Source organism: Gimesia chilikensis (genome assembly GCF_007744075.1).
Classification (GTDB): Bacteria; Planctomycetota; Planctomycetia; order Planctomycetales; family Planctomycetaceae; genus Gimesia; species Gimesia chilikensis_A.
This window is the reverse complement of record NZ_CP036266.1, coordinates 417,632-439,495: the sequence shown is the minus strand read 5'-3', so window position 1 is coordinate 439,495 and position 21,864 is coordinate 417,632. Positions and strand designations below refer to the sequence as shown.

Here is a 21,864-nt window from a genome sequence, read left to right as displayed (position 1 = left end):
CCAACAGATAAACGCCTCCTCGCGTACTGAGACCGAGGAGGCGTATTGATCTGACTTCATTGTCACAGGCCTCGTCAGAAACGGAACCTGTTCACCCAATCAGATTACCGTTTTCTGATTGAAGTCGCTGGTGCCAGCGGAGGCTGCGCCTGGGCTGACTTCGCAGGAGCGGGAGGCATGGCCTCGCAGGCACCACTGTTGCAGTTCCCGCAGAGATCTTCCACCGTCCACTTGTATCCGCATTTATCACACTTGTATTCGTGCTTTTTCAGCACACGCACGGTCTTGACCTTACCGCACTTCAGGTCGCAGCACTTCTGCCAGGGAAACCGCACGGGTGGAATACAGATATCTTTGCATTCAGTAAAGAAACAATGCTTCTTCACTTTTAGCGTTTCGACGTACAGCCGACAGGTCTTACAACCCTGAGAACAACTGTTACAGCTGTTGCAGCTGCCGCACGCACCGTTTGCTTTGTCGCAACAGGGGGCGCCGTTTCCGGCTGAACTCTGAGTTCCCCCCGACAGGCTGACCGTGACTGCCAGCACAACGATTGCTAAATATTTCATAATTCTCACTTCCTGAGATTTTAATTTTCAAATATTGATAGTCGCTGAGTTGGAACCTGGCTTAGAAGTCCACCATAAACCGGGCACCGAAGATGTCGGATCGACCGCCGGTATATCCGTTGATCGGACCACGGTCATCAATCTGAGCATGGATGTAGTTGAACTGCACACGTGAGTGAGAGTTCCACCACCAGTTCATACCAAAGGTGAAGTTGGTTTCATCACCACCGGTGATATTTCCGTTAGACAGGTCCAGGTAGGAGTAACGGGCCACAACCTGCCACGCACCCCAGCCACCACCGATTTCGTCGTCACAAGTACGAACCAGGAAGAAGTTCTCCAGCGGCTTGACACGGCCAATGGTTCCAGACTTGCGGTCGATCGGCTGATATTCGCCAGTCAGGAAGTAACCAGCCTCGACATAAGCACCTTCAAACGTCAGCTGAGATCCCTGCGAACCGCGGCCCACATGAGTCACCTGGTATTCGCTGACGACCCCGAAAGATCCGATGTTCAACATCGCTTCGAAGCCCAGTGTGTTGAACCATTCGGCTCCTGCAATCGCACCGGTGTCAATCCAGCGGCTGCTGGTACGGGCTTCAGGACGGGTCCGGAAACGGGCTTCGTTGTTGTTCGAAGCGGTCGCACTCGGATCGCCATCCGGCTTGGCCCACATGTCGGCGACAGCCAGGTGCAGGTAACCGCGACCACCCGAGGTTTCATCGTACCAGGGAGTACCGGCAAAACGACCGTTGATCGAATACTGACCTGCGTCGCCAATGTACGCCCCGTCTTTCGAGATATCTTCCAGGTTGAAGATACCGTAACGCCAGTTCCAGGTCTCATCATCCGAAACGCCGTAGGCACAAATCCCCAGACGACGTGCATCCTGGTTGAACGCTTCGATCACCAGCGGACGTTCCATGAACCAGTTGTAACGACTACTGTTAAGGTGGTCCATACCCAGCGGACGCTTCTGGTTACCAATCAACAGTGTCTGAAAGACCGGCAGGTCGTCCCATCCCATGTAAACGTCTTTGAACGCGGGGTCACCAGGATCGGCGAAGTCATACTCGAATTTGTAGAGCATGTTGTCTTTGATTTTACCAGACACCCCGATACGCACACGACGGAATCCAACACGGTTCTGTGGATCGGTCGGGTCGGTCGGATCATTAAAGGAGTCGATCCCCGGAGTGCTGTTAGAGAAGTTCCAGCCATCCAGGTGAATACGACCAAAGACTTTCAAGGTAGTCGGCTTGGCGGCATCTTCGGCTTTCTTGGCCTGCTCTGATTCGGAGAACTTTTTCCAGTCCTCTTCCAGAGTCGACAGGCGGCTCTCCAGAGCGTTGTCTCCCGCTTCATCGTAGAAGTTGTTGATCAATAGCTGCTCGGAATCGTCCAGTCCCCCACTTGCTGCTTCCAGCTGAGGAGGAGGCGCCATCCGGGAAGTCGGGGCGGGCGGTGGTGTCTGCTGCTTAGGCTCTTCCTTCTTCTGCTCCAGCTCCTGGATCCGCTGTTCCGCTGCTTCTAAACGGTCCAGCAGGCGCTCCAGTTGAGCAGAATCGATTCGAGCATCTTCCGCAAAGACACTGGTTGTACGAAACAGTGTCCCCAGTAAGAGCAGGAAACCTGCAGTCTTAATGAATGTGCGCATCTTCATCCCTGATGTTCAAGGCCCGGCTTCCTTACCAGGCGGTTTTACTAATTAATCCGTATTTCCACATGCCTGTAAAAACAACGTGATCCTGTATTCGCTTATCGGCGGATCTTTTTTGAAGCAAATATTAAGAAACTGTTAAGACGCTTCACAATTGGCCGCACCCCAGGAACACTCCGAACAGAACCCCTAACCGGAAGAGTTTAACAGGGTAAAGTGAGGCAATAACTGCACTTATCTTTAGTGGAGTCGCACATCCCTTTAATAAACCCACTTAAGGAAACGCTGCTTCGAGCCTGCAAACAGTGCCTCAAACCGGGGTAAAACCCTCCGTACAGCGGGATCTGCTCCGAATCGCCTCCCCAACCCCTGACCCGCGGTGCAGAAGTTCAGAAACTTCCCCAATCAACACGGGACGGCTCTTGTCTTGATTCATCGTAAAAGCTAAATTCAATCGCAATTTATTTGCTATTACAATACTTGAACGCCGATAGAGAATTCCATTCCCGCTAAGTCCGCTTCAAGTTCACGCTCAATGCTGATTGTTCTGATCCCATGAAACCCCTGTCACACCTCAAAAACGACGTGCGGTTGACCTTTCTGCTGCTCACGATTCCCCTGGTCACCTTCCTGGTAGCGCCCGGCTTTTTCACCTCGCGCCCCACCCAGGCCGCGGCTGCCGAACACACTCACCCGCACCCGGAAAAAACGACCAGCACCGCCACTGAGGAATCCACGACAGAACCGGCTTCCGACAACGGCACCGGCTGGTCATACACACTGCTTGGCATCTATTGCGCGCTGATTGTCTTCTCGTCCTTAATGGGAGGCTGGCTCCCCTCGTTTGTCAAACTGACACACACCCGCATGGAAACGCTCATCAGTTTTGTCGGCGGACTTATGCTGGGCATCGGCGTCTTTCATCTTCTGCCACACGCGGTCGCCGAAATGGGATCGATTGACCGCGCCGTCTGGTGGATGATGACCGGCATCATCACGCTCTTCTTCCTGCTGAGAACCTTCCACTTTCACCAGCACGGTACCGTGGAACTCGAAGAAGAAGGACACACACATGACCATGACCACGATCACGACTGCGATCAGCATCACGCGCACGCGCCGGTCCATTCGCACACGCATGCCCACTCGCATCATTTGAGCTGGGTCGGCATCGCCCTGGGCCTGGCCCTGCACACACTGATCGACGGGCTCGCTCTCGGCGCCAGTATCATAGCCGAGCAACACCACGAAGTCTTTCTCTCTTTGTTCGGCCTCGGAACTTTTCTGGCGATCGCACTACACAAACCACTAGATGCCGTTTCGATCACATCGCTGATGGCTGCGGGTGGCTGGTCTGCCGGCTGGAGAAACGCCGTCAACATCGGCTTCGCGTTGATGTGCCCCCTCGGTGCCCTGCTCTTCTTCCTCGGAGTACAGCAGTTTTCCGATAACCAGCACATCATCATCGGCTGTGCCCTGGCCTTCGCCGCGGGCGTCTTTATCTGTATCTCGCTGGGCGACCTGCTGCCGGAAATGGAATTCCATTCGCATAACCGCTTCCGACTCTCGTTCGTACTCCTGCTCGGCATCGCCCTCGCGTACGGCATCGGCTTTCTCGAACCCGAACACGTTCACAACCACGGCTCGCACGCGGAAGAATCAGACGACGGTCACTCGCATTCCCACGAGCACAAGCACGACCACTGACCAGCGCTCACTCTTCCTCTTCACACTCGCTGCAGATTCCCTTAAGCAGGATCTCGGTCACTTTACCGACCGCCGCCCACTGCTTGTTCTTGGGAGTCTTGAAATCCACATCGTGCAGGCACGAAACACTGCCGCATTCCGTACAGACAAAGTGCGGATGCTCTGCATCTTCCGGCTCATCCGGGTTCCGTAATTCGAACCGCCAGGCATGATCGCCCAGCTCGGTCCGTTTCACCAGACCTGCATCCGCCAGGTCAATCAGGTTGCGATACACGGTCGCTTTATCAAAGCCCATGGGGGTCAGATCTTCTGCAATCTCGGCGTGCGTCAGCGGAGACTTCGCCTTCCGCAAAAACTGGATCACGGTAATCCGGGCCGCCGTACTCCGCAGGCCACTCTTCCGCACCAGCTGGCGGATTTCCTCAATTTCTTCTGCTTGAGACAGATGTTTCATAAATCAGATCCAGGCACCCCATAGTGCCGATATATGTCAGTTGTGAAGATTCAGACAGTTCTCGGTTCGAAGCGAATATCTTAGCCATTATATACCAGAAATACGAGATTGAGGAACTTATTTGTCGTTTCCCCTGACATGAACCCCGCAATCAGGTGCTCATTTTACCCGTATTTACTGCACAAACTCCCCTTGAACCGCCCCTCCCGAATCGTATGCTGTTCCCCTCTGGCTCGCGCGCGAGGCAGGTCAGCGTGCACCGGAACACCAGACACCACTGACGCAACAGCACCTGAATCCCCGCCGCTATTCACCGGGTTTTCACTGGAGCAAACAGAACTCATGCAAAATGTTTCCCACATATTGTTCACGGCAGACCAGGACAAACTCCGGTCACACAGGGACAAAAACCTGGACACACCAGGACAAAATCCGGCCACATCGGGACAAAATTCTGTCCTGGCCTCCCTGTCTCGGTTCACGAATTTCGTTCTCAACATGACAACCTCTCAAAAAACAAATTACACAACGGGTGCCACAGTCGGCTCGCCAGACTGTGCTGACCTCGCACAAAATATTTTCGTGCCTTTCGCGGTAAAGAAAATAGGTAACCCCGAATGAAATCCGGGATTGCCACAGGCAACAGGAGGTCACAGAACAACCGCTCAACAGCGAAACCAACCCCCTGTCTGTCGTAGGGGCGAACCCATGCGTTCGCCCGCCTGGCGACACACCACCGGTATCAACACCCAAAGGAAAGCACAGCCCACCCACCAACCGTGAGCGCCAAGGCACCAGCCGCCGGTAAAAAGGTTGATGCTGATCGAGAGTCAATGCCGAACGCCATTCCGCTCACAACGTAAACCGGCCTGCATTCTACACAGCCGCCCCCCTCACGCGAGATACACACCAGGCACTCACATCAGTCACCACTCGAATGAGCACTCTCCCTTATCAGGCGGTGACGAATGCACACAATTTTTTCGTGCCTTTCGTGTATTTCGTGGTTCAGAAAACCCCAGATCGAGCCTCACCCCCATTCTCCCCCTTGACCTTCCCCCAGCGTTCCCCTGTAATAGAATGATACACTAAGTCACCCGCCCCCTGTTTTTGAACAACGGTCAAACCTCATGCAAACACTCACCCGCAGCCTGCTCGTCACCCTCCTGACCAGCCTGCTGATCACTCCGGCAACCGCAGCAGAACGCGACCCCGCCGAGAAACCATATACCGTCACCGAAAGCTACCAGCAACTCGCCAACGCCATGGAACCGCTGCAGGCCTGGCAGGCCACAAACAAAACCGAGCACGCAGCCTGGCGGAAACAGTTTCATCCGACCGTCACCCGCATCCTGGGTAAAATGCCCGAGCGCGTCCCCCTGGAAGTCAAGTGGGCCGAAAAGAAAGAGTTCGACACCTTCACCCGCCACAAAGTCTTTATCCGCACCGAAGCCGCCTATTGGGCTCCCGTCTATTACTTCGTCCCGCACAACTTAAAGAAAAAAGTCCCCGCGATCGTCTGCATGCACGGACACAGCGGCATCATCCCCTACATCGATGAAGGCAAAACCAAAGCCGACAAAGAAAAGACCCGCCAGAGCGAACTCGACTACGCCGTCTACTTCGCGAAGCACGGCTACGTCTCCGCCGCCATCGTCATGCGGGGCTGGAACGAAACCGCCGGCGACCAGGATCGCGGCGTCTCACACACCAAACGCAGTTGTCTGCAGATGACCATGAACGCCCTCCTCATCGGCAGTACCCCGCAGGGCCAGCGCAGCTGGGACGCCATGCGCGTCATCGACTTCCTGCAGACACAGGACGAAGTCGATCCGGACCGCATCGCAGCCGCCGGCCTCTCCGGCGGCGGAGCCACCGCCATGTACCTCCCCGTCCTCGACGAACGCGTCAAGCTCACCATGATCGCCGGCGCCTTCTCAACCTACCGCGCCTCCTACTACGCCATGCCGCACTGCTTGTGTCAGTGTATGCCCGAGATGATGCGGTTCGGCGAAATGTCCGACGTCGTCGCCCTGCACGCCCCCCGCCCGGTCCTGCTCATCAACGGCATCGAAGACAAAATCTTCCCCATCGACGCCGCCCGCCAGGGCTACAAAAAACTGCAGCAGGTCTACCAGGTTTTAGGAGCAGAAGAAAACATCGACGCCGATTTCTTCCAAGGCGGCCACCGCTGGTCCAACAACAAAAGCCTCGCCTTCCTCAAACAACACTTCGGCGAGTAATCGCCCCAATCAGTGCCCACGGATGGTCACGGATGCAATCCGGGATTGCCGACAGGCAACAGGAAACTGTCAGAGCAACAGATCAATTCATCACAAGGAACCCAACCCTTGAGTTGTAGGGGCGAACCCATGTGGTCGCCCGCCTGGCGACAATCCACCAGTACCAACGCCTAAAGGGAATCACAGTCCCCCCACCAACCCCGAGCGGCAAGGTGCCAGCCGCGGGTAAAAAAGAACGACGGGTGGGCTCGGATAAAATCCGAGCCGAGCGCAGCGAGCAGGAGGTCTCAGAGAAATCGATCAGCACAGAGCAAAGTTACCAACCTTTTCCATTCCAGAATAATGAGGTACGTTTCCCTATAACAGAACGCGTGCTCCGCAACCTCCTGTTGTCTCATGACAACCTTGGATTACATCCGAGGCCACCCGACAGAATGAATCGCAGCAAATGCTCTCAGAAAATGAGTCGCAGGGCATTAGCCCCGGTTGAAACGACTTTGGTATAGACCATCCGAAATAAGAAACGCTACCTGGCCACCGGTAGAAAAGGTTGACGCCGATCCCAGAACCGGTGGCGAACGCCATTCCGCCCACAACTTTTCATGCATTTCGTGGTTCCACAAAACCGTCATTCAACGGTATTACAGAAAAATACTTAACCACTGCGTGGAAAATCGTTAATCTGTTAAAAAGCAGTTGTTAAGTCATCAGAACTCGGGGATGATAAGAGAAACAGCACCTTTGAGACCTGCCGCTTTTCATGTGGCGCACTTTCATAACTGGCTCCATGTCGGCTTCCTCCATCCAGGACAATGCACATGTTTTTCTTTGGTACAGTGAAAGAATGGGAGCGTCACGCCCTGTTTTTCCTCGGGAAGTTTTACCGGATGGTTGAGCCCGGTTTATACTTTTACATCCCCCTCGTCACGCGTGTTCTCTACCGGATCGACTTGCGGATTATCACCTACACGGTCCCCATGCAGGTAGGGCTGACGAAAGACAACATTCCGGTAGAAGTGGATGCGATCCTCTTCTACCAGGTGATGGATCCCAAGGCGTGCGTTTTGAACGTCGATAACTACCATAAAGCCACACAGCTTAGCGCGCGATCCTCGATCCGGGACATGGTAGGGAAATCCAATCTTGACGAGCTCCTCGCCGAACGGGACAAAATCGGAAAGCGGCTGAAAGAGCACATTGACGGATTCGTTTCCAAATGGGGAGTGACCGTGATTTCTGTAGAAATCAAGGACGTCATTGTTGCCAAAGAGCTGGAAGATGCCATCGCTCGCGAAGCGGCTGCGGAACGCGAAAAACGCGCACGTGTGATCCTGGCTGATGCGGAACAACTGGCTGCCGATGCCATTATCGCTGCTTCCAAAAAATACGCAGACAATCCCATTGCCCTTCAACTGCGATCTATGAATATGCTCTATGAAATCTGCCTCGAGGGGAAGTCTTCTGTCGTATTTATTCCTACCGACAAATCAATGGGCGCGATGCCCGCTTTTATGGGAATCACAAGCCTCGAAGAACTCATCAGAAAAAATTCGCAAACCCACTCCAGCGAGTTCGAAAAGACAGAAGAGGATGACTGATCAAGCAGTTTTCGAGTCCAGCCCCCATCCCGCTCACAATTTTTCGAATCTTTCGCGTTTTTCGAGGTTCCTCAACGGGTCGCCCCGAACGCAACTCGGGCCGAGCGCAGCGAGCAGGATACTGACAGAAGAGACTCGTCAGCACCAGAATCCCCGCCCTCATCAGGTACCTTCGTATTTCGCCAACGCGTCTCGAGCATACCGAATTGGCACACCGATGATATCATCGGTGTCATCCAGGCTGGCGATCTCTCGGGTGAGAGCAAGGCCGAGCTTAATTTCATCATCAATGCCACTGGCCAGCATCTGCGCTCCATCAAACTGGATGTCACAGAGTTCTTCACACTCATATTCTTCGCGGTTTTTCAACGCCTGCCTGATGATCCTTTTCATCTTCCTCTGAGCCTTTTCCTGATCTCCCGCCTTCAAGTCCCGTAACGCACCCTGGTACTTTTGCCGCTGGAACTCAGCCGAGGGACGCCCCTTTTCATCCAGCACTGATTCATGCAGTCTTGCATAGTAGTGCTCGCGAGACGCCGCCGGTCCCCATTCAATATCGACCCCCGCTTCCTGCAACAGCTTAAAAGCGTACTCAATCAGTCCAAACTTGATCCGCAGATATTCTGCCCGTGGCAACTGCACTTTCAGCGTCGCTTCATTCCGTTTCCACCAGGCGCGCCAGCTGATATCAGCTTCCCCCCTGATCAACTGCTCGAAATATTGAAACTGCTCAGCCGTGTATGGCATTACACTATTTCCCAGGTTCGAAAAAAGGGAAAGAAACGGTTCTACCCAGATACATTGTTCGTTGCAGCGATTAATGATCATAAAATCGAATTCAGACACATGCCAGATCAGCAATCCATCTTCTTAACCCGGCAACAAACGATCAACATCAACCGGTTGATTTCCCAAAATCTTAATGGCCTCTCTTACGAGTCAAATCCTCCCCAGCAGTCTTTCGTGTCTTTCGTGCATTTCGTGGTTCATACAAATTTCCTTTTATTTACCCACCACTCGATACCCCTTCCATCGCGGCACCCAGCACCGCACCTCCCGGCGATATTCCACAAACGCCTCCCCGAATCGCGTCTCCAGGTCCTGTTCCTCCACCGGCCGCACACAAATATTCCACAGCACCATGCCCACTACCACGTACGCCAGAACCAGCCCGCTACCAAAATACAAACCCACGGCGGCCCCCTGCACCAGCCCTGCAATCGCCATCGGGTTCCGTACAAACCGATACGGTCCCGCCACCACCAGCTGCCGTGCCGTATCGAAAGGGACCGGTGTCCCGCGACCATAAATGCCCATCGTCGCCCCGCTCGTCAGCCCCAGGCTCCCCCCCAGCACAAACAGGATCACTCCCAGTACCCGCTGCCCGTCGAACCGAAACGCCGGCCAGCCCAGGGTCCCTTCCAGCCAGATCAGCCCCGCCGGAATCACCAGCAGAAACAGCGTCCAGAACACGACCGTCTGCAGCACAATCTTCAGCAGCAGCCACCACAGTGGCGTCTCAGCCCGCGTCGGTCGAAACGTGATCTTGAACATCCCCGGCTTTCTTCCTCACAGCATTAATCTTACAAAGAATCCTGGCTTTTGAGCTCACGCAATTGGAATTGCAGCTGTTCACAGAGCACAGAAAGAACGACTGATCGATAGCCAGTTTCTTCACTGTTTCGACGCGCTAAATGAAGGGCTTCTTGATCCGTAGCAGAAAGCGACTCCCAACCTTCCTTGGATAGACTAAACGGTATTGAATCTTCAACATCCAATGGTGGTTGTGAGTAAATGTGGTCCATCCAGCAATCTTGACGATCATTCACAGGTTGCCATTCATCTCTGTTGGCAACAATCTGAGTAATAAATGCCGAAGTCAATATCGACAGCTCAAGTGGATGCTTCATTTTATCCGTATTCTTAAAATTCCGGACGAACACATCAAAAGCATCGCTCAAATAGCGTTTAATAATTCTATGATCAATATCATTTCCCAAGCGTGATTCAACAAAATGGATGAGTTCAGTCAATGTGCAACCGGAGATCATCAGCTTCCGCAGACCATCACGAATCTCTCTGTTTTGTTCATTTTCGTATCCCAGGAAATAAACCCGATCTTCACCCATCACATCCTCACATCTATCATCAAAAACGTTTTGCAAGAAAAACAACCAGCAGCATCAGTCCCAGACACACCAGCATCAGACAGGTTCCCAGCCAGCCCCCCTGCGTCGCCAGGCTCAGCGACAGACAGTACAGGCTCACGTAAGTAATGCCGCCCGTCAGAAAATACAACACCGGCCCCGCCCAGCAGCGCTGCCGCCAGAGACCATACGCCAGCACAAAAGAACCGCCCACAAACACCACCCCGTCCGGCAGCCAGAACGCCAGCAGCACCCGCTCCGACAGCGTCTCCGACAGAAACAGCACACGACTTTCCGGCACCGCCAGCAACAGACACCACCACCCCACGCCGCCCAGCCCCTGCAGCAGCGGATAAAGAAACAACCAGCTTTTCCAATCTGATTCTGATTTCATATTGCCAATCGTGGCGAAATTGATCACGCTTGCAAAGTAGAAAGATCACATTTTGTGAATCGATGCTGGGATTCGATCCGAGGCAGGATACAGAAAGACTCGACCTTGCTGCACAGAATCATACTTTCAAATTATAAAAACCATTTCTACCATTTTGACGAAGAATCTCGTGTAAATGAACGATGACTGGTATCGAAACACAACCTGGAACGCTGAAATTGAACGTGCTTTCAATGAAAAGTTGACGCGAGCACGAGATAAGGCTCAGTACCTCCGGATCCAGGCAACCACACTGGTAGAAACTCATCCCGAGGTCTCCCTTAAATTACTTGATCGCTACTTTGAATATGATGATTTATTTCTAGCATGGGCTCACGGCACACGAGCCGAAGCACTACTGTCACTCGACCGCATTGAGGAGGCACTGGTCGCTTATGAAGACGCACTTGCCCGCGAGGCCGAGTTTCCCAACGTGCAGAGTCGTGCGAGACACAATCTCCCTTACTTGATTGCCACGGGCGGGATTCAAGACTGCTACAACCGCGCCAGTGAATTATTGCAGTTGGCAGCCTCCGACCTGGAGTTACCCTTGGACGAATTTCTCTGGCACACCACCCACGCCTTGATTGCCGCTGATACCGATGATGTAGAATCGGCCCGCAGCCATGCCGAACAGGCACTGAAAGCTGCAGGTCGTGAACACTCCGGATTCCGGTACCACCCAAGGGCCGGACTTGTCTCCGCGAAATACAATGATGTCATCAAAAAACTGGAATCACTGAGTATTCCTTGATTTTCAATAGTATATCACACAGCAGTATTCTCGTGTCTTTCGTGCTGTTCGTGGTTCATCATAATATTCATAACTTTTACAGTTCCCAGATTTCGAACTTTTCCCGTCCCAACCCGATTTCATATTGCTAATCCTCGCGGAATACGACACGATTACCAACAGGAAATGTCACAATGTGTAAGGGAAATCACGAATTTCAATCCACCAGAGAACCATGCAAACCAGACTCAAGCCGCGATATCTGATTCCAGCGACGCTCGTTGTCATCCTCATCTCAACAGTGTGGCACTTTCGAGATGCGCTGACTCTCTACTGGCATACCGCCCCCGAGTTCCATGCCCGGTTTGAGAAAATTGAACGAGGACAAACCAGGTCAGAAGTCGAGGAAATCCTGGGCAAGCCGGCGCAGCACTTCGCCTTTGAGGACAGCCCGGAATATTATCTCGGCTGGCCACGCTATCAACACACCACTTATGCAGTGAAGTTTCGCGACGGTCATGTCATCGCCAGTTACGATCGATTTGGTTCATTCTAAACCAGCTGCTACACAACTCCCTATTTGAAGTTTTTTTTGCGTATCCTTCGCGGTTCCTATAAAGCATTGAAAAAAGGATAGAACTGTTGAGATCAGAAATCTATATCAAATTCAGCCAGAGCATTAACGGGGCTGACTGGGGAAATCTCGAAGATGCGAGATTTTACTCACGATTTAGAAAAGACTTATTCAATATGTGTAACCAGTTAGATTGTAATTTTATTGAAGACTTCTTTTCAGCAGATCAGGCTTATTTACTGGAACATGAACTGATGGAGGAAAAAGACAAAAATGACGAAGACAATCTTGAAGAGTGGTTTCAACCACAGGATGCGATTGAATTAGTTGGCGAGTTACGCAGACGCATCCTTAAGAAGCAGACAAAATATTCCACCAGTCGGTTAATCATATTTTTTGACAGTCTTCTTCAAGCATTAGAAACAGCTAAGGAAGCTGATCTTCAGTTTCACCTCTCCTTTAATGATCTCGCTTGATTTCTGTGTTCGACACATGACGTCAATTGCGGGCCTGAATCATCGAATCAAAGATCAAACACTTGCTTCGCAATCATCCTGAATAACCAAAAGAAATACACCAAAATTTTCGTGTCTTTCGTGCATTTCGTGGTTCATAAATTTTTCCATTACGACCATGGTTCATAAAATTTCGTATCTTTCGCGGTCCACCGCCGGTTTCATATTGCCAATCCTTGCGGAAACCGGCACGATTGAGAATAGTAACCTCTTAACTCACAATCGATGACCCACCAGAATATAAAGGCCGCCTCACCATGAAACGTCTGCTGTTCCTGCTCAGCCTTACGCTGCTGCTGACTCCCGCCGCCCACGCCCAGCGTCCCAAACCCAATTACGATGAAAGCCAGGTCCCGGAATTCAAGCTCCCCGACCCGCTTGTTACCAGCAAGGGAAAAAAGGTCGACTCAGCGGAGGAGTGGCAGCAGGTTCGCCGCCCCGAAATTCTGGAGCTCTTCGAAACCGAAGTCTACGGCAAAAGCCCCGCAGCCCCCCAGGACATGCTGTTTGAAGTCACCTCCGTCAAGAACGATGCCCTCGGCGGCAAGGCCATCCGGAAAGAAGTCTCGGTCTACTTCTCGGGCAAGAAAGAAGAACCGCGGATGGATCTGTTGATCTATCTCCCCGCCAAAGCCACCAAGCCGGTCCCTGTCTTCATGGGTCTCAACTTTTACGGCAACCACACCATCACCGATGAGACAGACGTCAAACTCAACGACCACTGGATGCGGGCCAACAAAGAGAAAGGCATCGTCGATCATAAAGCCACCGCAGACTCACGGGGCAAATCATCGTCCCGCTGGCCCATCGAAAAGATCATCGATCGTGGCTACGGACTCGTCGCCATCTACTGCGGCGACATCGATCCCGACTATGACGACGGCTTCAAGAACGGCGTGCACGCCCTCTACAATTCCAAACAGAAACCCGCGCCCGATGAATGGGGCACGATCGCTGCCTGGGCCTGGGGACTCAGCCGCGCCCTGGATTACCTCGAAACCGACAAACAGATCGACGCGAACAAAGTCGCCGTCATGGGACACTCCCGTCTCGGGAAAACCTCCCTCTGGGCCGGCGCACAGGATCCACGGTTCGCCCTCGTCATCTCTAACGACTCCGGATGTGGCGGTGCCGCCCTCAGCCGTCGTCGCTTCGGCGAAACGCTGCACGTCATCAACAACGCATTCCCGCACTGGTTCTGTGACAACTTCAATAAGTACATCGACAAGGAAAACGATCTCCCCGTCGATCAACACATGCTGATCTCACTGATCGCACCCCGCCCCGTCTACGTCGCGAGTGCCGTTGAAGACCGCTGGGCCGATCCCAAGGGAGAATTCCTCTCGGTCAAATATGCGGAGCCCGTCTACAAGCTGCTTGGCACCTCCGGCTTCGGTGCAGACAAGATGCCCGGCATTAACGAACCCGTCCAGAAGCAGATGGGTTACCACATCCGCACCGGCAAACACGATGTGACCGACTTCGACTGGGAACAGTACCTCAACTTCGCCGACCAGCATTTCCAGGGCAGTTGATCCCGGTTCGTCCGTCCGCCGATTCCCCGTAGTCTGAACACCAGTCGATAACCAAGGATCGACAGTTGGGTTACGGGGATATTTCTGCGCAGAATACAGCCTCAAGAGCGGGTTTTCGTCGGGGAACAAGCAGTTTTCGCGATGCCCGCTTGCCTCGGCCTGAACTCCCACGATAAGATGGGAGCGTGTTCACGATTCCTTAATTAAGACCGATCAGACGATTTCAATATGATGAATCAACGTTTCCGGCTCCCTTCCTTTGATGCCTTTTCCCTCCGCAGGTTCGCCCTGATTTTACTCTGCCTCTGCCTGCTCCCGACCACCCTGGTCCGGGCCGACAAAGCCAGTGATGAATTTCAGCTGGCCATCGGCCTCTACAAGCAGAACCGCTGGGAACTGGCGACCGAGACGTTTCAGAAGTACCTCAAGGAGTACCCCAACCACGAAAACGTGCCCCTGGCAAAATTCTACCTGGGGCTCACGCTCGTCAATCAGCAGAAGTATAAAGCAGCCCGCGACATTCTGCGGGAGTTCGTGAAGCAGTATCCCCAGAATAAAAATCTCCCCGACGCTCTGTATCGCGTCGCCGAGTGCAGTTACCTGCTCGATGACCTGAAAGCAGCCGAGTCCGAGTTCACCGACTTCCTCAAACGCTACCCCAATCACGCCCTCGAAGAATGGGCCTATGCCTATTTCGGGGATGCGCTGCTCCGGCAGGGGAAAGCCGACCTGGCGATCAAGAGTTTCCAGCGTTCCCTCGATCGGCACCCGGAAGGCGCCATGTCGCAGGACGCCCAGTTCGGTCTCGCGTCCGCTTACCTGCAGAACAAACAACCCGAGGAAGCAGAGAAACGCTTCCTGCAGATCGCCAGTCAGAAAACCCATTCCCGGGCCAGCGACGCCCAGATGGCACTGGCCACATCACTCTTTGATCGCGGACAATTCCAACAAGCCGCGGATGCCTTTCTGGCACTGCCCACCAAATTCCCCGAAAGTCCCCTGGGCATCACGGCTCGCCTGAATGCCGGCTATGCCTTTTACGATCTGAAACAGTACGACAAGGCCGTGGAACAGTTCGACATCGTCGCCAAAGATCCCGCGCAGGCCGCCAATGCCCTCTACTGGAAAGGGGTCAGCCTCAAAGCCGCCGGTCAGCTCTCGGAAGCCATCACCGCGCTGGAACAGGCCCAGAAAGCCAAACCTTCGTCCGCTCAGCAGCCCTTAATCAACTATCAACTGGCCGACGCCCTGCTCCGCAGCGGTAAACAGGCTCAGGCCAAAACCCTGTTCCTGGAACTGGTCAAGCAGTCGCCTCAGAGTGAGCTGGCTGACGACAGCCTGCACTTCGCCATCGAAGCCGCCCTGCTCAGCGATCAACTCGAAGAAGCCGCTCAACTCGCTGCCCGGTTTGAAAAAGAGTATCCCCAAAGTGGACTCCGCCTGCATCAGGAACTGCTCAAAGGACGCATCAGCGATGCCCAGGGCAAGCCCGAAGATCTGCAGGCCGCCGTCAAACACTTTCAAAACGTACTCGACCAGAGCAAGCTTGAGAACACACAACTGCTGGCCCGACTGTACCTCGCGCGGACTTATCAGAAGCTGAAAGAATACCAGAAGTCGATCGACGTTCTGAAACCGTACCTCGATGACACGAACACCGACAAAACCACCAGCGAATACGCGGACGCCCTGATCCTGCAGAGCAACAACTTCAACTCGCTGCAGAAATTCCCGGAAGCGGAGTCGCTGGCCAAAACGTATCTTAAGCAATTCCCCAATGAACCTCGCTACGATCAGATCCTCGCAAACCTGATTATCCTGACTTCCAAAAACAACAAGCCCGCGGAAGTCGATCAGTACCTGGCCGAACTGGAAAAACGCAAACCGAATCTCGATCTGCTGATCCAGACCTATCGACAACTGGCCGAACGCAATTACGAAAACCAGCAGTGGAGCCGTGCGAAGAAGTTCTTCGCTGAGATTGTGGAGCGCGGTGCGACCTCTCCCGAATTCCCGGCCGGCCTGTCGGGTCTCGCCTGGAGTGAGTTTCAGCTGAATGAATTCCCCGCGGCGGCAACACACTTCGAACAGTTCACCAAAGAGTTCCCTAAGAACCCGCTGGCCGCGGAAGCCTCCTACATGCAGGGCCGCAGCCTGGAAAGCGACCAGAAGCTCCAGCCCGCAGTCGACGTTTATCAACAGACCCTCAAGCAGTTCGCCCCCTCGCGTTATGCGATGCTCTCGGGACTGCAGGCCGCCCGCACGCTGTTCCAGCTGAAAAAAATCGATGAAGTCAACAAGGCCTACGAAGCCCTGCTGACGAAATTCCCCAAGCCCGACAACCTGGATAAGATCCTCGATGAATGGGCACTCATCAATTATGAAGCCGAAATGTTCGACGAGTCAGACGCGATCTTCCGCCGACTCGTCAAAGAGACCCCGGACAGCGAACTGGCTGACAATGCCCGTCTGAGCCTCGCCGAAAGCGATCTCATTGCCGGCAAACTCGATGCCGCCGCGAAAGAATTCGACGCCCTGCAGGCTTCCGAAAATTCCGATCAGAAGGTGCAGGAAGTCTCCCTCTACCGGTTGATCGAAATCAATCTGGAACAGCAGAAATGGAAAGAGGTCGAGAAGTTCAGCCAGGATCTGCTCAAGCGGTTCCCCCAGAATGAATACGCGGCCTTCGCCCGTTTCCACCAGGCGGAAGCCGCCCTGTACCTGAACCAGGTCGAAGCGGCTCAGAAAGAACTGCTGACCCTGACAACCAAAGAACAGACCGAACAGCTGGGCGACCGTCCCTGGTATCCACGGGTCTGGGTGTTGCTCGCTGAGACCTACTTCCGGCAGAAAAAATATGCGGAAGTCCAGAAAACCGTCGACCAGTTCCGCAGCTGGGACCCGGAGAGCCCCTTCCTCTACCAGGCGGAAGAAGTCCTGGGACGCAGCCTGAAGAATCAGGCCAAATTCGATGAGGCCCGCAAAGTCTTCCAGAAGATCATCGACTCGGAAAACAGCCGCCGCACCGAAACCGCGGCTAAATGCCAGTTCCTGCTCGCTGAAACCCTGATGATCCAGGAGAAATTCAAGGAAGCCCTGCTCGCCTATCTGCAGGTCGATATTCAATATAAATTCCCCGAATGGCAGGCCCCGGCCCTGTTTCAGGCCGGCATGTGCCACGAAGCTTTGAAGGAATGGAAACAGGCGCTGAAAACATATCAGGACTTTTTGAAGCGTTTCCCGGAACACGAACTGGCCGCCCGCGTCAAAGAACGCATCCAGCAGGTCCAGCCCCGGGCCGGCACCTGACGGACACTGTCTGCCTGTTCCCAAAGTTCGTGCATCAGGAAATCCAACTGCGGGAAATCCCAATCCAGACTCGACGCCATATTGCATCTCGCGTAAACTAGAGCACGACCTGAATTCCCCATTCCGGGTAAGTCAGGTTCATCCAATCCCGCGCCTCTCTTCCGGTTGATCCGGCTAAGCTCCGGGCCGGTTTATTAGTCATTACACAGCGATACCCCTGGTTCATGATCAAACTCTTCCACAGTCCACAGGAATTCTCTACTCCCGATCTCGCGGTCCAGAGTCCCTCTCGACGACTGGTCAGTCTGGTCGTGACACTCCTGGTGACGCTGGTCCTCTTCTCCCCGTTCGCCTCGGCCCAGGAGCGACTGCCCAAAGTCGTCGAACAGCGGGGAGATCAACTCGTGGAAGCAGCGGATCCCGACGGTCCCCTGCCCGAATCGGTGGCCGCCGTCAAACAACGGCAGGTGATCCCTTCCACGCCGGAAGACATCATCGAAGAGATGGGCTACTTCCTGCTCCCCTTCGTGATCGCCTCCATCATCTCCATGTGGTTCATCATCGAACGCCTGGTGATTCTCCGCTCTGGTCGCGTCATTCCCCGGCATTTTGTCAGCCGCTTTCTCAAGCTGCTGCGGGACGGCAAGCTCAACGCACGCTCCGCCCTCAAACTGTGTGAGGAAAACCCGAGCCCGATCGCTTCGGTCTTCGCGCACGGCGTTCGAAAATGGGGCAAGCCCAGTGTCGAAGTCGAACAGGCCATTATCGATGGCGGCGAACGTCAGCTCTCACAACTTCGTAAACACCTCCGCGTGATCAACGGCGTCGCTACGGTCGCCCCCCTGATGGGTCTGCTGGGAACCGTGATCGGTATGATCCAGGCCTTCAACGAAATCGCCAACAGCAGTGCGATGGGCAAAGCGGAAGAACTGGCCGTTGGCATCGCGATGGCCCTGCTCACTACCGCCTTCGGTCTGGGCATCGCCATCCCCTCGCTGATCATGTACATGTACCTGGCCGGCCGCGTGGATGGACTCGTGATGGAGATGGACCAGAATGCCCAGGACCTCGTGCACCTGATCTCCGCCGAGGGGCTCGCCGCCAGTGCCGCCAGCCGCAAAGCGACCACAACCACCACCACGACGGCCAAAACCAAAACGGATAAAGCAGCCAGCAAGTCGTAGACACTTGCAACAACCCTTTCGACTGCGCGGCAATTCAAAATTAGCTGCAGGATGTTAGCCACGGTTCTTCCCGTTTGCAAAGACACATTCTCACTCAGCAGCACCAACTGCTCCATCCAGGCCCCCAATAGAAAGGGTGGGCTCGGATATCATCCGAGCCGAGCGCAGCGAGCAGGAGGTCTCAGAAAAATCGATCTCTGCAGAACAAAGACACCTACCTTTTTCCCTGAAGTAAGGCACAACCTCCCACAACAGAACACGTACACCGCAACCTCCTGTTGTCTCCGACAACCTCGAATTCCATTCGAGGCCACCCGACCTGATTGATGACTAAATACATCCCCGGTTACCTGACGATGGGAGCCCTATTCGCCCCGTTCTACCTCGATCCTCGTGAACTTCCACTTCTAAGTTGTTCCCCGACCTGTTCCGATTTACAATGAATTCTGATCTCTCCCGTGGGAGAACCGGCACTTCCGCCGGCTGAAACAGCGACTCATTCATTCTCTTGAAACACGACGAGAACCGGTATGGCTGACTCCAAAGACTTCAAGGCAGTCCCCCTCGAAGAAGAACTGTCTCAACTTGAGCGCGATCTCAAGTTTTATCCTTCCACCACTGCTGATCCGCAACTGCTGACGGTTGCACAGATCGAAGACTTCAACCGTGACGGCTTCCTCCGTGGCATTCGCATCTTTGACGACCAGGAAGTCATCGCCAACCGCGAATACTTTGATCGACTGCTGGAGCAGGTCATCGCCGCGGGTGGGAACAGCTACTCGATAAGCACCGCCCACATGAAGTACGGCACAGTCTACGATCTGCTCACCCATCCCAGGATCGTCGCCCATGTCAAAGACCTGCTCGGCGATAACGTGATTGCCTGGGGATCGCATTTCTTCTGCAAAATGCCCCATGACGGGAAGGCCGTCTCCTGGCATCAGGACGCCAGTTACTGGCCGCTGTCCCCCTCTAAGGCGGTCACGGTCTGGCTGGCCATCGATGACGCCGACCCGGAAAACGCCAACATGCGGTTCATCGCCGGCAGTCATCACTACGGACACATGACCTACCGCCCCAGCGGTTCCCATGAAGACAACGTACTCAATCAGACCATCGACAATCCCGAACAGTACGGCGCTCCCGTTGACGATACATTGAAAGCCGGCGAGATTTCGATTCACTCCGACCTGCTCCTGCACGGTTCCGAAGCCAACCAGTCCGACCGCCGCCGCTGTGGACTTACTCTCCGCTATTGTGCCGCAGACGTCCGCGCCGGGATGGACTGGAACGCCAAAGGTGTCATTGTCGCCGGCTCCGATCCTTCCGGACACTGGCTCAATCCACCTCGACCGAAAAACGATTAAACGACCACTGCCCCTTTAAAAATCACCCACGGGATACGACCACTGATGCAAAAATACTTCGCGGAGATCTTCGGTACCTTCATTCTGCTGTTCTGCGGCGCAGGCGCCATTGTCACTAACCAGGTTTCCGAGGGAACCGTGACGCACGTCGGCATCGCCCTGGTCTTCGGCCTGGTTGTCACCGCGATTATTTACGCCATCGGCGAAATCTCCGGCGCACATATAAACCCCGCTGTCACGATCGCCTTCTGGGTCGGCAAACGCTTCCCGGGCAACCAGGTGCTCCCCTATATCATCTGCCAGGTCATCGGCGCCCTCGCCGCCTGCCTGCTGTTGAAAATCACGTTCCCGGGCCTGACCAACTACGGCATGACCCTGCCTGCAGGCACGGAGATCCAGTCGCTGATACTGGAAGCGGTCCTCACCTGGATCCTGATGTTCGTCGTCTTATGCGTGAGTACCGGCGCGAAAGAGACCGGCATCCTCGCCGGTGTCGCGATTGGCGCCGTGATCGCATTGGAAGCCATGTTCGCCGGCCCGATCTGCGGCGCCTCGATGAACCCGGCCCGTTCCCTGGCCCCGGCCCTGGTCAGCGGCCATCTGGAATCACTCTGGCTCTATCTCATCGGCCCGACCGCCGGTGCCGTCCTCGCGGTGCCTTCGCTCTGGCTCGTACGCAATAATTCACAAGCCCCCGTAACACAAACCGCCGAGGAACCCGCGTCTTAAGTTAGATCAAAGTCCGCTCGCTGTGCTCATTCATTCGCTCGACCTGCTCTCACAGTTACAGAAGAGGAACAAACCATGATCCACTGGCAACACGTTCTTGTACTGGGAATCGTCATCTCCGGACTGACCGGCTCCCGGGTCTCTGCTGAAACCGCCGCCCCCAGCGGCGACGCGTCGATCGTCTCCCCGGATGCCAAAGTCGAAACCCTCTGGGTCGACAAAGGCTTCACCGAAGGAGCCTGCGTCGATGTTGACGGGCTGATCTACTTCAGCGATATCAACTTCGCCGGCGGTAAAGGCAAAATCATGACCTTCGATCCCACAACCGGTAAGACCAGCGTCTTCAGTGCGGACAGTGGTCAGAGCAACGGACTCATGATCGACCAGAAGGGACGACTGCTCGCAGCCTGTGGTGCCAACAACGGCAAACAGTGCCTGGCGCGGATCTCCAAAACAGGCAAACCCGTTTGCCTGGTCGACAAATTCGAAGGCAAGAAATTCAACGCACCGAACGACCTGGTAATCCACCCCAAAGGCTGGGTCTATTTCACCGATCCCCGTTACGTCGGATTCGAACCACTCGAACTCGATCACATGAGCGTCTTCCGCTATGACCCGAAAAAGAAAACCGTCCAGCGGGCCACGACCGACATTACCAAACCCAACGGCGTCGTCGTCTCCCCGGATGGCAAAACCCTCTACGTCGCAGAAACCAACAACGGTCTCTCTGGACTCGAGAAAGTTCCTCCGAAAAACCCCAAAAAACGGATGACCCTCAACGCCTTCCCGATCAAGGCCGATGGTTCTCTGGGTAAGAAAAAAGTCCTGGCCGACTTCGGTTCGAAAGAGACCGGCATTGACGGCATGACCGTCGATCAGAAAGGAAACGTCTACGCCGCCTTTCGCGCCGAGAGCCGGTATGGCATCGTGGTCTTCTCTCCTGAAGGCAAAGAACTGGCCTACATCCCCACGCCGGAAATGCCTACCAACTGCACGTTCGGCATCGGCAAGGATGCATCGACGCTCTACATCACCGCAGGCAGCGGTTTGTATCGCATCCCCTGCAAGATCCCGGGTTTCCACCCTTCACTGCCCCTGGATCAATAA

The 21,864-nt window shown here is 54.4% G+C and carries 19 protein-coding genes; 12 read left to right on the top strand and 7 right to left on the bottom strand.

What is annotated here, in order from left to right; translation table 11 throughout:
- Nucleotides 1–104: 104 nt before the first annotated feature.
- Both HG66A1_RS01760 and HG66A1_RS01755 read right to left on the bottom strand, forming a co-directional pair.
- On the bottom strand, nt 105–569 hold the full coding sequence (locus tag HG66A1_RS01760) for a hypothetical protein (protein WP_145035980.1): 465 nt from the start codon (nt 567–569) through the stop codon (nt 105–107).
- A 61-nt stretch (nt 570–630) separates the two neighbouring features.
- A complete protein-coding gene (locus tag HG66A1_RS01755) occupies nt 631–2,226 on the bottom strand; it encodes a porin (protein ID WP_197996941.1) in 1,596 nt (531 codons plus the stop codon).
- A 558-nt stretch (nt 2,227–2,784) separates the two neighbouring features.
- Here HG66A1_RS01755 and HG66A1_RS01750 point away from each other — a divergent pair.
- Entirely contained in the window at nt 2,785–3,936 is a 1,152-nt protein-coding gene (locus HG66A1_RS01750) for a ZIP family metal transporter (RefSeq protein ID WP_145180275.1), read from the top strand.
- 7 nt (nt 3,937–3,943) lie between these two features.
- On the opposite strand, the gene HG66A1_RS01745 is transcribed toward HG66A1_RS01750, so the two are convergent.
- The gene (locus tag HG66A1_RS01745; protein ID WP_145180273.1) at nt 3,944–4,390 is read right to left on the bottom strand and encodes a Fur family transcriptional regulator; all 447 of its coding nucleotides are present in this window, start codon (nt 4,388–4,390) and stop codon (nt 3,944–3,946) included.
- Nucleotides 4,391–5,520: 1,130 nt separating this feature from the next.
- Between HG66A1_RS01745 and HG66A1_RS01740 the strand changes: the two genes are divergently transcribed.
- Nucleotides 5,521–6,633 (top strand): alpha/beta hydrolase family protein, encoded by a 1,113-nt coding sequence (locus HG66A1_RS01740; protein ID WP_145180271.1) that lies wholly within the window; start codon nt 5,521–5,523, stop codon nt 6,631–6,633.
- An 818-nt stretch (nt 6,634–7,451) separates the two neighbouring features.
- Nucleotides 7,452–8,231, top strand: a complete 780-nt coding sequence (locus HG66A1_RS01735) for an SPFH domain-containing protein (protein ID WP_197996940.1) — start codon at nt 7,452–7,454, stop codon at nt 8,229–8,231.
- Nucleotides 8,232–8,393: 162 nt separating this feature from the next.
- Here HG66A1_RS01735 and HG66A1_RS01730 read toward each other — a convergent pair whose 3' ends face one another.
- From HG66A1_RS01730 to HG66A1_RS01715, 4 genes are all read right to left on the bottom strand, one after another.
- The gene (locus HG66A1_RS01730) at nt 8,394–8,978 is read right to left on the bottom strand and encodes a hypothetical protein (protein ID WP_145180268.1); all 585 of its coding nucleotides are present in this window, start codon (nt 8,976–8,978) and stop codon (nt 8,394–8,396) included.
- Nucleotides 8,979–9,233: 255 nt separating this feature from the next.
- On the bottom strand, nt 9,234–9,785 hold the full coding sequence (locus HG66A1_RS01725) for a methyltransferase family protein (protein WP_145180265.1): 552 nt from the start codon (nt 9,783–9,785) through the stop codon (nt 9,234–9,236).
- 29 nt (nt 9,786–9,814) lie between these two features.
- Nucleotides 9,815–10,396 (bottom strand): hypothetical protein, encoded by a 582-nt coding sequence (locus HG66A1_RS01720; RefSeq protein WP_145180263.1) that lies wholly within the window; start codon nt 10,394–10,396, stop codon nt 9,815–9,817.
- Nucleotides 10,380–10,772 (bottom strand): hypothetical protein, encoded by a 393-nt coding sequence (locus tag HG66A1_RS01715; RefSeq protein WP_145180261.1) that lies wholly within the window; start codon nt 10,770–10,772, stop codon nt 10,380–10,382. The genes HG66A1_RS01720 and HG66A1_RS01715 overlap by 17 nt, the downstream gene beginning before the upstream one ends.
- A gap of 175 nt (nt 10,773–10,947) precedes the next feature.
- Here HG66A1_RS01715 and HG66A1_RS01710 point away from each other — a divergent pair, with 175 nt between their 5' ends.
- The 9 genes from HG66A1_RS01710 to HG66A1_RS01670 all read left to right on the top strand — a co-directional run bounded on the left by HG66A1_RS01710 (nt 10,948) and on the right by HG66A1_RS01670 (nt 21,864).
- Entirely contained in the window at nt 10,948–11,565 is a 618-nt protein-coding gene (locus HG66A1_RS01710; protein WP_145180259.1) for a hypothetical protein, read from the top strand.
- A 214-nt stretch (nt 11,566–11,779) separates the two neighbouring features.
- Nucleotides 11,780–12,100: an outer membrane protein assembly factor BamE gene (gene bamE, locus HG66A1_RS01705; protein ID WP_145180257.1), complete on the top strand. Its 321-nt coding sequence runs from the start codon at nt 11,780–11,782 to the stop codon at nt 12,098–12,100.
- 86 nt (nt 12,101–12,186) lie between these two features.
- Nucleotides 12,187–12,594 carry a hypothetical protein gene (locus HG66A1_RS01700; protein ID WP_145180255.1) on the top strand — a complete coding sequence of 136 codons (408 nt, stop codon included), beginning with the start codon at nt 12,187–12,189 and terminating at the stop codon, nt 12,592–12,594.
- Between the two features lie 296 nt (nt 12,595–12,890).
- On the top strand, nt 12,891–14,168 hold the full coding sequence (locus tag HG66A1_RS01695; RefSeq protein ID WP_145180253.1) for an acetylxylan esterase: 1,278 nt from the start codon (nt 12,891–12,893) through the stop codon (nt 14,166–14,168).
- A gap of 228 nt (nt 14,169–14,396) precedes the next feature.
- Complete coding sequence (locus tag HG66A1_RS01690; RefSeq protein WP_145180251.1) at nt 14,397–17,477, top strand: tetratricopeptide repeat protein; 3,081 nt, start codon at nt 14,397–14,399, stop codon at nt 17,475–17,477.
- A 224-nt stretch (nt 17,478–17,701) separates the two neighbouring features.
- Nucleotides 17,702–18,661, top strand: coding sequence for a MotA/TolQ/ExbB proton channel family protein (locus HG66A1_RS01685; protein ID WP_145180248.1), 960 nt, complete (start codon nt 17,702–17,704; stop codon nt 18,659–18,661).
- Nucleotides 18,662–19,191: 530 nt separating this feature from the next.
- Nucleotides 19,192–20,028, top strand: coding sequence for a phytanoyl-CoA dioxygenase family protein (locus tag HG66A1_RS01680; RefSeq protein WP_145180246.1), 837 nt, complete (start codon nt 19,192–19,194; stop codon nt 20,026–20,028).
- A gap of 45 nt (nt 20,029–20,073) precedes the next feature.
- Nucleotides 20,074–20,757, top strand: coding sequence for an MIP/aquaporin family protein (locus HG66A1_RS01675; RefSeq protein ID WP_145180244.1), 684 nt, complete (start codon nt 20,074–20,076; stop codon nt 20,755–20,757).
- Between the two features lie 75 nt (nt 20,758–20,832).
- Entirely contained in the window at nt 20,833–21,864 is a 1,032-nt protein-coding gene (locus HG66A1_RS01670) for an SMP-30/gluconolactonase/LRE family protein (protein ID WP_145180242.1), read from the top strand.